This window comes from Halomonas sp. DP8Y7-1 (genome assembly GCF_019801685.1).
In the GTDB taxonomy this organism is placed as follows: Bacteria; Pseudomonadota; Gammaproteobacteria; order Pseudomonadales; family Halomonadaceae; genus Halomonas; species Halomonas litopenaei_A.
Genome location: NZ_JAHVIN010000005.1, coordinates 146,992 through 161,179 on the forward strand (window position 1 = coordinate 146,992; position 14,188 = coordinate 161,179).

The 14,188-nt window shown below is 62.8% G+C and carries 12 protein-coding genes; 8 read left to right on the forward strand and 4 right to left on the reverse strand.

Annotated elements, in window-relative coordinates; translation table 11 throughout:
- Positions 1-271: 271 nt before the first annotated feature.
- Entirely contained in the window at positions 272-571 is a 300-nt protein-coding gene (locus KUV41_RS06140; protein ID WP_222484989.1) for a YciI family protein, read from the reverse strand.
- 233 nt (positions 572-804) lie between these two features.
- Between KUV41_RS06140 and KUV41_RS06145 the strand changes: the two genes are divergently transcribed.
- Both KUV41_RS06145 and KUV41_RS06150 read left to right on the forward strand, forming a co-directional pair.
- Positions 805-1,743: a PHP domain-containing protein gene (locus tag KUV41_RS06145; protein ID WP_222484990.1), complete on the forward strand. Its 939-nt coding sequence runs from the start codon at positions 805-807 to the stop codon at positions 1,741-1,743.
- Positions 1,744-1,877: 134 nt separating this feature from the next.
- Positions 1,878-2,501 carry an L-threonylcarbamoyladenylate synthase gene (locus tag KUV41_RS06150; protein ID WP_206940141.1) on the forward strand — a complete coding sequence of 208 codons (624 nt, stop codon included), beginning with the start codon at positions 1,878-1,880 and terminating at the stop codon, positions 2,499-2,501.
- A gap of 56 nt (positions 2,502-2,557) precedes the next feature.
- Here KUV41_RS06150 and KUV41_RS06155 read toward each other — a convergent pair whose 3' ends face one another.
- Together KUV41_RS06155 and KUV41_RS06160 are read right to left on the reverse strand one after the other, a co-directional pair.
- Entirely contained in the window at positions 2,558-3,496 is a 939-nt protein-coding gene (locus KUV41_RS06155) for an ion transporter (RefSeq protein WP_315900571.1), read from the reverse strand.
- A gap of 215 nt (positions 3,497-3,711) precedes the next feature.
- Positions 3,712-4,608, reverse strand: a complete 897-nt coding sequence (locus KUV41_RS06160; RefSeq protein WP_222483416.1) for an inorganic triphosphatase — start codon at positions 4,606-4,608, stop codon at positions 3,712-3,714.
- 134 nt (positions 4,609-4,742) lie between these two features.
- Here KUV41_RS06160 and KUV41_RS06165 point away from each other — a divergent pair, with 134 nt between their 5' ends.
- The 6 genes from KUV41_RS06165 (at position 4,743) to glrR (ending at position 12,653) form a co-directional block, all read left to right on the forward strand.
- Entirely contained in the window at positions 4,743-5,423 is a 681-nt protein-coding gene (locus tag KUV41_RS06165) for a TIGR00153 family protein (RefSeq protein WP_206940136.1), read from the forward strand.
- Positions 5,424-5,506: 83 nt separating this feature from the next.
- Positions 5,507-6,772 carry an inorganic phosphate transporter gene (locus KUV41_RS06170; protein WP_206940134.1) on the forward strand — a complete coding sequence of 422 codons (1,266 nt, stop codon included), beginning with the start codon at positions 5,507-5,509 and terminating at the stop codon, positions 6,770-6,772.
- A 144-nt stretch (positions 6,773-6,916) separates the two neighbouring features.
- Positions 6,917-8,227, forward strand: coding sequence for an amino-acid N-acetyltransferase (argA, locus tag KUV41_RS06175; RefSeq protein WP_206940132.1), 1,311 nt, complete (start codon positions 6,917-6,919; stop codon positions 8,225-8,227).
- 892 nt (positions 8,228-9,119) lie between these two features.
- Positions 9,120-10,664, forward strand: a complete 1,545-nt coding sequence (locus KUV41_RS06180) for a sensor histidine kinase (RefSeq protein WP_224851862.1) — start codon at positions 9,120-9,122, stop codon at positions 10,662-10,664.
- Entirely contained in the window at positions 10,661-11,248 is a 588-nt protein-coding gene (locus KUV41_RS06185; RefSeq protein ID WP_224908694.1) for a hypothetical protein, read from the forward strand. Before KUV41_RS06180 ends, KUV41_RS06185 begins: the two co-directional genes overlap by 4 nt.
- Positions 11,249-11,267: 19 nt before the next feature.
- Positions 11,268-12,653 carry a two-component system response regulator GlrR gene (gene glrR, locus KUV41_RS06190; protein ID WP_206940128.1) on the forward strand — a complete coding sequence of 462 codons (1,386 nt, stop codon included), beginning with the start codon at positions 11,268-11,270 and terminating at the stop codon, positions 12,651-12,653.
- 81 nt (positions 12,654-12,734) lie between these two features.
- On the opposite strand, the gene xseA is transcribed toward glrR, so the two are convergent.
- Positions 12,735-14,126, reverse strand: a complete 1,392-nt coding sequence (gene xseA / locus KUV41_RS06195; RefSeq protein ID WP_222484994.1) for an exodeoxyribonuclease VII large subunit — start codon at positions 14,124-14,126, stop codon at positions 12,735-12,737.
- Between the last annotated feature and the right edge of the window lie 62 nt (positions 14,127-14,188).

A 14,188-nucleotide genomic window follows, 5' to 3' on the forward strand; every position in this document is an offset into this window, starting at 1 on the left:
GCGGATGAGAGCTGGTCAAGAAATGATCATCTTGCTGTCATAAGCGTGACAGCAGGGCTGCAGCAATGCGTCCGCGGCGTTTCAACAGACTTTTCCACAGTCTCTGTGAACAAGCTGCTGTGGATAATGGCGTCTGCGCCGTCGCAGCGAGGGGCCCCAGGTTCTGGGGAGCGGAACGCCTGACACATTGGCTCGCTGGCTGACAGGGTGCTGCGTTGGATTCAGGGGTGATGGCGCCCCGACCGACGTGTCGGGGTCGCGCGTGCCTGGTTCAGGGCAGGACCTTCTTGAAAGGCTTGACGCTGACGTTGGCGTAGACGCCCGCGATCACGTAGGGATCGGCGTCCGCCCAGGCCTGGGCGGTGGCCAGGTCGGCAAATTCGGCCAAGACCAGACTGCCGCTGAATCCGGCATCTCCAGGGTTGTCGCTGTCGACGGCGGGGTGCGGGCCAGCCAACACCAGTCGTCCTTCGTCACGCAGCGCTTCAAGGCGGGCCAGATGGTCCGGTCGCGCGGCCAGGCGCCGTTCCAGGCTGTTATCCACATCTTCACTGATGATAGCGTAGAGCATCGCATCTTCCTCGATTAGGGCCCGAGCGTGACAGCTGGGGCAGGCTAACTGGCATCACCGGATGGCGTCGGCGCGGACAGGTAAATGCCCGTTGAACCGGTCACGGGAGCGGCAGCACAGGCTGGCGTTCAGGGCGTCAGCATTGACCGTGGCGGGCGCCACGCGCACCATGGACGGCATATTCTGTCAAAGTCGCCGCCCGGCGTCATGTCGAGGAGCCAGTTTCCTGTCCCATGCCTTCCCTTTTTGATACCCCTGCGCTTGCTGATACGCCGGCGCTGGACAGCCGCGCTGCGCTGGTTGATACCTTCGAAGGCGCGCCCCTCGCCGTTGACCTCCACATGCATTCCACGGCCTCGGATGGCGCTCTCGCACCCACTGCGCTGATGGACCTTTGCCATCAGAAAGGGCTGAGCCACGTCGCTCTCACCGATCATGACACCCTGGCTGGGGTGGATGAGGCGGACCAGCGTGCCCGCGACTTGGGCATGTCACTGCTGCCGGCCACGGAGCTTTCCTGCCAGTGGCGGGGGATCAATATCCATGTGGTGGGCTTGCTGCCTGGTGGCGCCGGTCCCCTGCTCGAAAGCGGTTTGGCCGGGCAGGCGCTGGCGCGGGAAAAACGCGCCGACACTATCGCCAAGCGGCTGGAGCGCATCGGGCTGAGCGACGGGCTGGCCAAGGCGCGTGCCTGGGCCGGTAGTGATCGTCCGCTCAATCGCCCGGACTTTGCCCATGTCATGGTCGCCGAGGGACTGGTGGCCGATCTGCCGACCGCGTTTGGCAAGTATCTGGGTAACGGCAAGATAGGTGACGTGAAGTCGCATTGGCCGTATCTGTCGGAAATCGTCGAATGGATCCTCGATAGTGGCGGCGTTGCGGTGCTGGCTCATCCCTTGCGCTACAAGCTGACCCGGCGCAAGCGTGGTCTGCTGCTGGATGAGTTCTGTGCGGCTGGCGGACAGGCAGCCGAACTGGTCAGCGGTTCCCAGAATCCAGACGTCACGCGGGATCTGGCGCGACAGCTGATGGAACGCGACATGTATGGATCCCTCGGCAGCGATTTTCATTTTCCTGGGGGGCATCTGGCGCCAGGTACCATGACGGCGGTCCCGCGCACTGCCGTGCGGCCGGTCTGGACCCATCCGCAGCTGTCTCGGTGGGCCGCTTAAGCGGCGTGAGCGAGGACGCCGTCCGGAGCAATTCGGTCTAGGCTCACAGCAAGGCCTGAAAGACAGCGGATGCCCGGGATGCCTGATGCGCTGCTGTCATTACATACGCTCTATTGCATCGCCAGGGAGGCGACATGACTCAGTATTTTCAGATTCACCCGGACAACCCCCAGAAGCGCTTGATCGATCGCGCGGTGGAGATCATCCACAAGGGGGGCGTGGTGGCCTATCCGACGGATTCGGGCTATGCCCTGGGCTGCCATCTGGGTGACAAGAAGGCCATCGAGAAGATCAAGTGGCTGCGCTCGTTGGATGACAAGCACAATTTCACCCTGGTGTGTTCGGACCTGTCCGAGATCGGTACGTATGCCAAGGTGGACAATGCCGTCTTCCGCTTGCTCAAGGCTCATACGCCTGGTGCTTACACCTTTATCCTCAACGCCACCACGGAAGTGCCCCGGCTGTTGCTGCATCCCAAGCGCCGCTCGATCGGCGTGCGGGTGCCGGACCACGAGATATCGAGAGCGCTGTTGGAGCGGCTGGGCGAACCCTTGATGAGCGTGACCCTGATTCCCGTGGACGAGACGCTGCCTATGACCGATCCGGAAGAGATTCGTGACCGCTTCGGTGCGCATCTCGACCTGATCATCGATGCCGGGGCCTGCACGCTCGAGCCTACCAGCGTCATCGACCTGCGCGAGATGCCGCCCGTCATCGTGCGTGAAGGTCGTGGGGATGTGGCGCCGTTCACCGAGTAGGCGAGCCGGGGTTGTCCCGGGGAAGCCTGCACCGAGGCATGGTGAGTGCGAGCTGGCTATTTGTCGTCAGCAGGGCTGGGCGTTTGTTCATCGCCCGCGTCGCCCTCTGGTTCAGGTTCAGACTCAGGTTCGGGTTCTGGCTCTGGGGCGTTGGGGTCCGGCGTTTCCTCGTCCAGCCAGGTGCCACAGATTAGGCAGTACTTGGCCCGCTGCTCATGACGGTCATGGCCGCAGCCAGGGCAGGCCTCGTCCGAGTAGCGGTCTGATCGGATCGAACGGATGACCTCGGCGGAGAACACGCCGGTGGGCACCGCGATGATCGAGTAGCCGATCAGCATGACCACCACACTGATCGCCTGGCCCAGCGGTGTGACCGGAGAGATATCGCCATAGCCGACGGTGGTCAGCGTGACCACCGCCCAGTAGATGGCGACGGGGATACTGGTGAAGCCCGCTTCCCTGGGCTCTATCAAGTACATCAGGGAGGCGAAGATCGTGACCAGCATGAACACGGTGAACAGAAACAGAAAGATCTGATGGCCGCTGCGTTTCAGGGCATCGATCAGCAACCTGCCTTCGCCGACGAACTCCATCAGTCGCAGTACTCGGAAGATACGCAGGCTTCTGAGCAGACGAATCACGATCAGCGACTGTGCGCCGGGAATCAGGAGCGCCAGCCAACTTGGCAGGATCGCGATCAGGTCAACGGCGCCGTAGAAGCTCTTCAAGTAGTTGAGCGGGCGCTCCAGGCAGTAGAGCCGCAGGCCAAGCTCGATAGTGAAGAGAATCGTGAAGGTCCATTCCAGCGAGCGAAACAGCTCTCCATGCTCGGCGCGCAGTCCATCCACACTCTCAAGCACCACTACCAGCACGCTGAGGAGAATGGCCGTGATCAGGGCGATATCGAAGCCTTTGGCAAGGCGCGTGTCGGACTCGAAGATGATCTGAAACACGCGAGTCTTGAGGCCTTCGGCAGCCGGCTTATGGCCATTGATCACGGGCGCTTTCCTTTCGCTGTAGTGGGAGATAGGGCTGATAGATAGGGCTGAGAGATAGGGCCGAGAGACAGTGGTACGAGACATAAGCGTGATCATGATCTGTATCGGCCAGGGTCTGTTCGATACAAGGGCTGCTCGACACAGGGCCTGATCGATCGGGACACAGGCCTGGGGTGGCGCGCCGTAGACGGCGCGCCACCTCGTCACTGACGTTACTCCATCTCGACGCTCTGGGGTAGCCGGCGACCCAACCGCAACAATAGTGCTCCCATCTCCGAGGTGAGCCAATCCTGCTCCTGCGGTGCCTGCTGCAACGCGTCGCGCAAGCAGTGAGCGTCGCGGCTGATGTCGGCACTGTCGCTGTCCTCGGCTAGGTGTCCAAGCGCCTCGCAGGCGGCCTCGCGCCAGCGCTGCTGCTGGGTATCTGCGTAGGCATCCAGAGCAACGACCACCTGGTGCAGGCGATCCTGTGGTCCTCTGCCAGGGGGCAGTTGCCAGCCTTGGGTGAGGGCGGTGCCGCGTGCAGCCTTGCTCGAGTCCGAAGGCCGCAGCGGCACGCTTTCAGCGAAGCCCTCGGCCAGTTCGAGCAGGCGCGACGCCTCACCCTGCTTGAGTTCGAGCTCCAGCTCACGAATGACGCAGCAGGCCTCGCCCACCTCGATGGAGCCCTCGTCGAGGGCGACTTCGATCTGGCTGCCATCGCTGTCTACCCACCACAGCTGGCGCTGGAAGTTGGTGGTGAAGCGAGGCCTCAGGCGCGACAGCAGCACATCGATATCGACGTCATCGGCCAGCGCCTGAAAGGGCGGCAAGTCACGCAGACCGTCGAGGTCCAGCTGGTCGCCGTCTACCTGCCACTCCCACTCGCCACGGGTGGACAAGCCGGAGCTGCCCTGGCCACTGGTTTTCAAGGTCTGCAGCCACTGGTCGCCGATCTTTCTGAGCCGGAGGGCGACGCGTGCCTTTTTCAGGTCATCTTCAGGGGTGTCGAAGTAGGTATTGATCAGCGTCTTGCGCTGGCTGTCGGCGCCGGCCAGGCGAGGGTGGCGGCGCAGCGCGTCGGGGCCATGCTGTCCGAGGGCGAGCTTCAGTTCGATTTCATGGCTCATAGTGGTGTCCTGGCGTGCCAAAGGGAATGTGGACCGGGTCAAGGTTACGCGGTGATGACGGTAACTTTTCCATGACGTGACAGTTTGGGGTCACTATACTGTCGCCGCCATTTCTCCAGTGTCTGTGACTCCCTATGGTGACATCAAATCCGTTTTCGGCGATGTTTGGCCGCTCCCCGTTTCAACCGCTGCTGGCCCACATCGAAAAGGCCCACGACTGCTCTGCTGAGCTGTTGCCGTTCTTCGAGGCAACGCTGCAGGGTGACTGGGATGCTGCCGCCGCGCACCGCGAAGTGATCACTCGACTCGAGCATGAGGCCGACTCGCTCAAGACCGAGCTGCGTCTCAACTTGCCCAATACCCTGTTCTTGCCGGTATCTCGCTCTGACCTGCTCGATCTGGTCAGCGTGCAGGACAAGATCGCCAACAAAACCCGCGATATCACCGGCATCATGCTCGGGCGTCAGATGCAGGTGCCTGACTCCCTGGCGACGCCGATGCGCGAGTACATCGCCACATCGGTGGACTGTGTCGCCCAGGCACGCCAGGCCCTGGAAGAGCTCAAGGACCTGCTCGAGTCCGGCTTCGGCAAGAACGTGACCGAGCTGATGCAGAAGCTGATTCGTGACCTGCACGCGCTGGAACAACGTGCCGACGAGCAGCAGATCGCCATTCGCCGCCAGCTGTTTGTCCTCGAGAAGGACCTGCCGCCGGTTGACGTGATGTTCCTCTATCAGATCATCGAATGGATCGGTGAAGTGTCGGACCGCGCCGAGCGGGTCGGCAGTCGCCTCCAGATCATGACGGCGAATTGAAGACCGTCGCCCCGACAGGCCGCGCCAACGCGGCCTGACGTCATTCAGAGTTTCCTCAGTCAGCAATCAAGGGATCTTCTCCCATGTCGATCATTGCCCAGCACGGTGACATCTTCATCCTACTGGCCTGCGTGTTTGGTTTCTTCATGGCCTGGGGTGTCGGCGCCAATGACGTCGCCAACGCCATGGGGACCTCGGTAGGGTCTCGGGCGGTCACCATCAAACAGGCGATCATTATCGCCGTCATCTTCGAATTCCTCGGCGCCTGGCTGGCCGGTGGCCAGGTCACGGAAACGATCCGCAAAGGCATCATCAATCCGGCGCTGCTCGAAAACGACCCACAACTCCTGGTCTACGGCATGCTGGCTTCGCTGCTGGCGGCAGGGACCTGGCTGTTGATCGCCTCGATGAAGGGCTGGCCGGTGTCCACCACCCACTCCATCGTCGGCGCGATTGTCGGTTTTGCCCTGGCCGGCCTTGGTATCGAGGCCGTCGGTTGGAGCAAGGTCGGCCAGATCGCCGCCAGCTGGATCGTGTCCCCGCTGCTGGCGGGTTCCATTGGCTTCATGCTGTTCAAATCGGTCCAGCGCCTGGTCTTCGAGGCCGACGATCCGTTCGTCGCGGCCAAGCGCTACGTGCCCATGTACGTGTTCCTGGTCGGCTTCATCGTCGCCATGGTGACCTTGACCAAGGGCCTCAAGCATGTGGGTCTGCACCTGGCGCCCTTCGAGAGCCTGCTGATTGCCTTGGCCTTTGGTGTGGCGCTGGCGGGTCTGGGTGTCTGGCGTGAGCGCAGCATCGATCGCAGCCAGCGCAAGACCGATGCCTTCGGCTTTGAAGGGGTCGAGCGAGTCTTCGGCGTACTGATGATCTTTACCGCCTGTGCCATGGCGTTTGCCCATGGCTCCAACGACGTGGCCAACGCCGTGGGCCCGCTGGCGGCGGTCATCAGCGTGGTGCATGAGCACGGCAGCATTCAAGGGGCGTCGGCTGTGCCCTGGTGGGTGCTGGTGCTCGGCGGCGGGGGTATCGTCGTCGGCCTGGTGACCTATGGCCACAAGGTCATCGCCACCGTGGGGACCGGCATCACCGAACTGACGCCGAGCCGTGGCTTCGCCGCGACCCTGGCCGCCGCCACCACGGTGGTGCTGGCATCGGGCACCGGTCTGCCGATCTCGACCACCCATACGCTGGTAGGTGCGGTGCTTGGTGTGGGACTGGCACGCGGTCTGGCCGCGCTCAACCTGCGCGTCATCGGCACCATCGTGATGTCTTGGCTGATCACGCTGCCGGCGGGTGCGGGTCTTGCCATCATGTTCTTCTTCATGTTCAAGGGCATCTTCAACTGATCTCAGTGTCTGCCCTGGATATCGACGGCGCCTGCGGGCGCCGTCGTCGTTTGCGACCCTGGGCGCGCAGGTGTGGAGCGCCAGCAGGCTCTGATATAGTGATGACTCCATCATTCCCCTCGTCCGCTGCAGCAGGTTCGGTCCTTGACTACCTCTTTCTCCTTCGTTGACTGGTTTCGCCACTCATCCCCCTACATCAATGCCCACCGAGGCCGAACCTTTGTGGTGCTGGTCGAAGGGGAGGCGATGGCGGCCGGCCGAGGCGAGTCCCTGATTCAGGATCTGGCACTGCTGCATACCCTGGGGGTCAAGCTGGTGGTGGTCTTTGGCATTCGTCACCAGGTGCACGCCGTGCTCGACAGTGAGGGCATCGTTCCGGTGCGCCACCAGGCACGTTGGGTGGCCGACGACACCATCATGGCTCGGGTGGAGCGTGTCGCCGCCGAGCAGCGTCTGTGGCTGGAAGCACGGCTGTCGCTGGGGCTACCCAATACGCCGCTGCATGGCATCGAGCTGACGACCGTGTCCGGCAATCTGGTCATGGCCAAGCCGCTGGGCGTGCGTGACGGTGTCGACTTTCAACGCTCCGGCGAGGTGCGCCGGGTGCGCTCTGGTGCGGTGCGGGCCTTGCTCGACCAGCAGTCGCTGGTGTTGTTGCCACCGCTTGGCTTCTCCAGCACCGGCGAAGTGTTTGACCTGGATGCGGCAGAAGTCGCCCAGCAGGTCGCTGTGGCGCTCAAGGCCGACAAGCTGATCCTGCTGGGGCAGTCCGACGGCCTGTGCGATGAGGGCGGGCAGCTGTTACGCCAGCTCACCCCTGCCCAGGCGCGCCCGCTGTTGGCCGAGGCTGATCCGGCGGAAGAGCGCTCGCGACATCTGGAGGCCGCCTGCGAGGCGGCCACCCATGGGGTGGCGCGCACCCACCTGCTGTCCTGGCGTGATGCGGATGCATTGCTGGCCGAGCTGTTCACCCGTGATGGTGTCGGCACCATGATCACCGAGCATCGCTATGAGCAGCTCCGAGCGGCCGAGATCGATGATATCGGTGGGTTGCTCGAGCTGCTGGAGCCCCTCGAGAAGCGCGGTATGCTGGTGCCACGTTCCCGCGAGCGACTGGAGCATGAAATTGATGACTACCTGGTCATCGAGCGGGATGGCATGGTGATCGGTTGCGCCGCACTGCACCGTTTCACTGACGCAAGCGTCGCCGAGCTGGCCTGCGTGGCGGTGCATCCTGACTATCGCAGTGGGGCCAGGGGGGAGCGCCTGCTGGCGGAGATTGAGCGTCTGGCTCGGCGGCAGGGGATTCAGCGTCTGTTCGCACTGACGACGCATACGGCCCACTGGTTTCTGGAGCATGGTTTCGTGCCATCGGCGCTGGACGAGCTCCCACCGCTCAGGCGCGATGCCTACAATCATGCGCGGCAGTCTAAGGTTCTCTGCAAGGGGTTATAGCCTAGGCAAGCTCCGGGTGAGTAGCTGACCGGTCACGATGATCGCCGTGCGTGCATTCGCGGGGAGATTGACCGTCGGCACCGACAAGCGCTGTTGGTCAGCCCGGTTTATCCGCCCTAGCGACAAGCCCTGTTGTTGGTAGGGAGTCTCAGAAAAGACGCGGCGTCTCCAATAGGAGACGCCGCATCTTTTTGTTTTTCCAGGTTTTCTGAAAAAATCCTGAAATTGCGTCGGCAAACAGAGACGTTTTTGGTCGTGGGCGACATGTCGATCGACGCTGATTGAGCTTACAGCACAGTTTGGTGACGTTTCTTATTTTTTATCTTGTTGATATTAATGGCTTTTATGTTTTTTTGGCACAGCTTTCGCTATGTATTTAACGAGCGGGGAGGACTAGCCGGATAGCCGTCTAATTCTCCGAGGTTGGCACAGAATCACTGCCCTGTGCGTCTATGTCGATCTCTGCGTCTGCTCCGCGTGATGTGCGACACGCTATGTGAAACACAAGGTTGCGATGAGACGGTACCGGCCTTGTTGGCATGGACAGGTATCGTGAAGAGCAAGGATGCTCTGGCAAGGATGCCGACCCCTTCGGGGGAGTATGTTGCTCCGGCGCTGCGGCGACGGGGCCAGAACGAGGCGGGATGGGAGACCATCCGCTGAACACCGTAAGGTCCCTGGTGACGACGGCGGTGTTCTGGCTTCGGGCCTTCGGGCCAACGGAAAACCGTTCAATGGGCGGACCAGGCCATCGATTGATCTGTTTTTCGACCCTTCAGTTCCCTGCGTATTCGGGCCGGCTCAGCCGGCCCCTTTTTTTTCGCAAGCGATGCCGAATGAGAGGTTGACGCGGGGCGAGTGGCCTAACTCTGGTATCCTTCTGGATGGATTGATGGACGCTTCATTCACCTTCCTTCACAGAACTCTGGTCATGACCACTGCCGCTACGCGCCGTTGGCGCCCCCGTTCGTTGTTGCAACTGGTATTGCTGGCCTTTGTGGTGGTGATGCTGCCGCTTGGTGTACTGATGTACCAGGCAGGTCAGGCGCTGTCCGAATTGTCGCGCCTTGCCGAAGTCAGCGCTCGTCAAGCGGTGTCGGAGACACGGCGTGCCCGCACCCTGGGCTCCCTGGCGGTGGAGATGGAGCGTGGGGCGCGCCAGTACGCCGTGGTTCAGGAAGAGAGTCTGCTCGACATCTACGCCGAGAGGGTGGCGGAATTCCGCCAGTTGCTGGCGCGCCAGCGCCTGCTGCTGCCTGAGGATCCCGACATCCTGGCACTGGAACGGCTGTTGAATCAGCTGGCGACCCTGCCCGAGAAGGAGCAGGACGCCTTCATCGGTTCGCTGGACACCTTTGTCCCCTTTTCCCGACACGTCGAAGGCATGCGCCAGGCCACCAACCTGCGCATCGATCAGCGCCTGGATGCCATACGCGAAAGGGCCGAGCAGGTGCAGCAGCGGCTGTGGTGGCAGACGGGGGCGCTGGTGTCATCCAGCCTGCTGTTGATGCTGCTGTTCACGCGGCTGATCATTCGCCCGGTGCGTCAGTTGGAGCGGCGTATTCTCGGCATTGGCAGTGGTCATCAGGATCGTCTCGCTGGTCGCGTTCAGGGTCCCGCGGAGCTGGTCGCCCTGGGTGAGCGTCTGGACTGGCTGACCCACCGCCTTGAAGAGCTCGAAGCCCAGAAGCAGCAGTTCCTGCGGCATATGTCCCACGAGTTGAAGACGCCGCTGGCCAGTGTGCGAGAGGGCTCTGCCCTGCTGTCTGATGGGGTGGCAGGTGAGCTCAGCCCACGTCAGCGAGAAGTGCTGGAGTTGATCGACGCCAGTGGCGCCGAGCTTCAACGGCTGATCGAGCAGCTGCTGGACTATAATTTGCTGCAGCATCACCGCAGTGCCTCCATCGAGCGCATCGACATGGCGACCGTGGCGCGAGAGGTGCTGGCCAAGCACAGGCTCAGCCTGCAATCGAAGGACATGCAGGTCGAGGTGTTTTCCGGTCCGCTGCAGTGGAACGCCGATCACCAGGCCACCGCCAGACTGCTGGATAACCTGGTATCCAATGCGGTGGCATATGGAGAAGACGGCGGCAAGCTGCTTATTCGTGCTCGGACCCGCCAGGACCGCCTGGAACTTGAGGTGGCCAATACCGGCGATCCGATCGCAGAGCAGGATCGCGAGCATCTGTTCGAGGCCTTCTATCAAGGCCGGGCTCGCCGCAAGGGCGCCCTCAAAGGCTCCGGGATTGGCCTGTCGGTGGCGGCAGACTGCGCACGGCTGCAAAATGGCCGGCTCGAACTGGTCGACGATCCAGACTGGCCGGTGTGCTTTCGCCTGAGTCTGCCCGTGGCGCCGCCACAGGGTCGCGGTAGCGACCCCTATAACGATACAAGGCCCGCATTGACGGGCCAGCACGCAAGGAACCTGACGCTATGACCTCTAGGGGTGTGACCCTGACACCCCGGCGCTCGCGATATCGCGCCGCCGGCCCCGCTGCTGTTGTCGCCCTGGTGGCGCTACTCAGCGGCTGTGAGTACCTGCCTATCGAGCCTGGTGGCGTGACCGCACCCAAGGTCGAAACGCTCGACCTGAGCGCATGCCATGCCGATATTCCCACCTTCGCTGAGTCAGAGTGCATGCTGACGGACTGGGTCGCCTTTGGGCTTGCCTCCCAGCGGGGAGACCGCGAGTGGCGCAATACCATGCTGGCCCTGCTGGAGGGACACGCGCCGGAACAACGCCTTGGCCGTGCCGTGGTGCTTGCCTGGGGCAGCGAGGCGCAGTGGAACCAGGCCTCCGAATTGTACAAGGCCGACCTCAGCATGGCCCCCAGCGAATTGCAGCCGCTGATGCGCTACTGGCTTAACGAGCTGGAGGGTCGCCGTGCCCTCAGCCAGCGGGCCGGACGTCGCCATGGCGAGCTATCGCGACTGCGTGAGGAGAATCAGGCGCTGGCCGACAAGCTGGACGCGCTGACCAAAATCGAACAGAACATCAATCTGCGCCAACAGACGGAATGAAACCTGTGGAGACGGCGATATGAAGCAAGTCGCAGCAACCCTGAGTGCCAAGACGAGTGCCCATGTACTGCTGGTTGACGATGATGTCAGCCTGCTGAAACTTCTTGGCATGCGCCTGGAAAGCCGCGGCTATCGCGTTACCACTGCCGAGAGCGGTCGTGAGGCGCTCAAGCGACTGGAGGAAGGGCGCCCGGATCTGGTGTTGTCGGATTTGCGCATGGATGAAATGGACGGCATGGCGCTGTTTCAGGAAATTCAGCGGCGCATGCCGGGTCTTCCGGTGATCATCCTCACCGCCCATGGGTCGATTCCGGATGCGGTCAGCGCCACTCGCCAGGGTGTGTTCAGTTTCCTGACCAAGCCGGTGGACCGTGAAGAGTTGTTCGGTGCCATTGACGATGCATTGTCGAACACCGCCAGCGGTGTCGAAGGTGATGACAGTTGGCGCGAGGCCATCATTACCCGTAGTCCCGAGATGGAGCGGATCCTCGAGCAGGCCAGGATGGTGGCAGGCTCCGACGTCAGCGTATTGGTCACCGGACCTTCTGGCTCCGGCAAGGAGCTGTTGGCCAACGCGATTCACAAGGCCAGCGCGCGGGCCGACAAGCCTTTCATTGCGATCAACTGCGGTGCCTTGCCGGAACAACTGCTGGAAAGCGAGCTGTTCGGCCACGCCAAGGGCGCCTTTACGGGCGCCATCAGCGAACATGGTGGTCTGTTCCAGGCGGCAGATGGCGGTACCCTGTTCCTGGACGAAATCGGGGACATGCCCCTGGCGATACAGGTCAAGCTGCTGCGCGTGCTGCAGGAGCGTCAGGTACGGCCAGTGGGTTCCACCACGTCGGTACCGGTGGATGTGCGGGTGCTGTCAGCGACCCACCGGGATCTCGACCAGGCCATGCACGAAGGCGAGTTTCGTGAAGACCTCTACTATCGACTGAACGTGGTCAACCTGAAGCTGCCGGCGCTCAAGGATCGCGCCGAGGATGTGCCGCTGCTGGTGAAGCACCTGGTTGCCCAGGCGGCGTCGCGCCACAAGCCGTTCGTCAAGGGCTTCTCGCCGGAAGCGCTCAATCTGCTGGCAACCTGCGCCTGGCCTGGCAACGTGCGTCAGCTGGTCAACGTGGTCGAACAGTGCGTGGCGCTGTCCAGTGCGCCAATGATTCCCGAAGCCTTGGTGGCCCAGGCGTTGGCGGCGGAAGACAATGCAATGCCGACCTTCAACGACGCGAGGGCAGGCTTTGAGCGTAGCTATCTGGTCAAGGTGCTGAAGATCACCGAAGGCAATGTGACACAGGCGGCGCGTATCGCAGGCCGCAACCGTACCGACTTCTACAAGCTGCTGTCCCGTCACGAGCTGGAACCCGCCTCGTTCAAGCCGGGAACGGCCGATCAGGCGCGCTAGCCTGGCGTAGGAGCGCCAGCCGGCGACGGCTTCCGCAGTCAGTCGGGCTCCGTCGCCAGAAGCCGTTGTCAGTCCCCGTTGTCAGGAGCTGCCAGGATCGATGACGGTGGGGGAGCGCTCGCTGGCCGGGGCGGTATCGATCACCTCGAGATGCAGGACCCCCTCCTGCAGGCGAGCCTGCAGGTGCTCCCCTGGGTGCGTCTGGCTCGCCTGGGTCAGCGCCTCACCCCGTGGATTGGTCAGGATGCTGTAACCACGAGCCAGCACGGCCAATGGGCTGACAGCCTGCAGCTCGCGCACAGTGGCGCTCAGTCGCTGGCGCTGTCGCGTCAGCTGCTGGTGCTGGGCAGCCACAAGCCGTCGCTTCAGATCGGTCAGCTGTTTGTGATGCTCCGCCAGAGCCCGTTGTGGAGAGCGTAGCGCCAGTCGCCGGGTCAGGTCGAGGTATCGTTGCTGCTCGCCGTTCATCCTCCCGGCCATGGCCCGCGCCATGCGTGAGCGCAGCTGGTCGAGTGTCTGGCGCTGGCGCACGATGGCCTCCCCGGGATGGCGTAGCCGCGCCCGCAGGTGATCCAGTCGCTGTCCTTCCCGCTGCAAGTGGCGTAACTGGGCGCCCTTGAGTCTCCCTTCGAGTTGCCCGAGCTGGCTGACCAGCTCCTGTTTCGATGGCACCAGCCGTTCGGCCGCGGCTGAGGGCGTCGGCGCGCTGGCATCCGCCGCCAGATCGGACAGGCTCTGGTCGGTTTCATGACCTACCGCTGACATCACCGGCAGACGGGAATGATGAATGGCTCTGGCCAGATGTTCGTCATTGAAGGCCCACAGGTCCTCCAGGCTGCCGCCACCACGGGTGATCAGTACCACATCTTGTGCGGGATCGAGCGCTGGCTGGCGATTGAGCAGGCCAAGGGCGGCAATGATCGCCGGTGCCGCCTCGGCGCCTTGCACCGGCACGGCAATCAACGTCACCGTGGTCAGCGGCCAGCGTTTGCTCAGCACCGCCAGCACGTCGCGCAGGGCGGCTCCCGTGGCCGACGACAGCACCAGCAGATGACGGGGAGGGTAGGCGAGGGGGCGTGCGTTGGTGAAGACGCCCTCGTTGGCCAGGCGGGTCTTGAGCGCTTCGAGTGCCGCCAGAAGCGCTCCAGCGCCCGCGGCCTGGACTGCCTCCACGATCAGCTGATAGTCCCCTCTTGGCTCGAACAACGACACCCTGGCGCGTACTCGAACCAGGTCACCGTCGCGCATGGGCGTCGAGACGAATCGCGCCCGAGTGCGGAACAGCACGGCTTTGACCTGGGCGCGCTCGTCCTTGAGGGTGAAGTAAAGATGGCCCGAGGCCGGCCTGGAGACCCCAGACAGCTCGCCTTCGATCCACTGTTCGCCAAGATCCGCTTCCAGTGCCTGCCGCGCGCGCAGGTTGAGATCGCTGACCGATAGCACGTGCTGGGGGTCGTCCGAAGGATCCAACATGACGGCAATTCCTGAAGGGTGGGGCGTGAACCAGACCTGTCACGACGACTCCACCAGAAGAC

Coding starts and splice junctions, on each gene's coding strand:
- KUV41_RS06140 (WP_222484989.1), bottom strand. CDS start 571: ATGCTCTACGCTATCATCAGTGAAGATGTGGATAACAGCCTGGAACGG.
- KUV41_RS06145 (WP_222484990.1), top strand. CDS start 805: ATGCCTTCCCTTTTTGATACCCCTGCGCTTGCTGATACGCCGGCGCTG.
- KUV41_RS06150 (WP_206940141.1), top strand. CDS start 1,878: ATGACTCAGTATTTTCAGATTCACCCGGACAACCCCCAGAAGCGCTTG.
- KUV41_RS06160 (WP_222483416.1), bottom strand. CDS start 4,608: ATGAGCCATGAAATCGAACTGAAGCTCGCCCTCGGACAGCATGGCCCC.
- KUV41_RS06165 (WP_206940136.1), top strand. CDS start 4,743: ATGGTGACATCAAATCCGTTTTCGGCGATGTTTGGCCGCTCCCCGTTT.
- KUV41_RS06170 (WP_206940134.1), top strand. CDS start 5,507: ATGTCGATCATTGCCCAGCACGGTGACATCTTCATCCTACTGGCCTGC.
- KUV41_RS06180 (WP_224851862.1), top strand. CDS start 9,120: ATGGACGCTTCATTCACCTTCCTTCACAGAACTCTGGTCATGACCACT.
- KUV41_RS06185 (WP_224908694.1), top strand. CDS start 10,661: ATGACCTCTAGGGGTGTGACCCTGACACCCCGGCGCTCGCGATATCGC.
- glrR (WP_206940128.1), top strand. CDS start 11,268: ATGAAGCAAGTCGCAGCAACCCTGAGTGCCAAGACGAGTGCCCATGTA.
- xseA (WP_222484994.1), bottom strand. CDS start 14,126: ATGTTGGATCCTTCGGACGACCCCCAGCACGTGCTATCGGTCAGCGAT.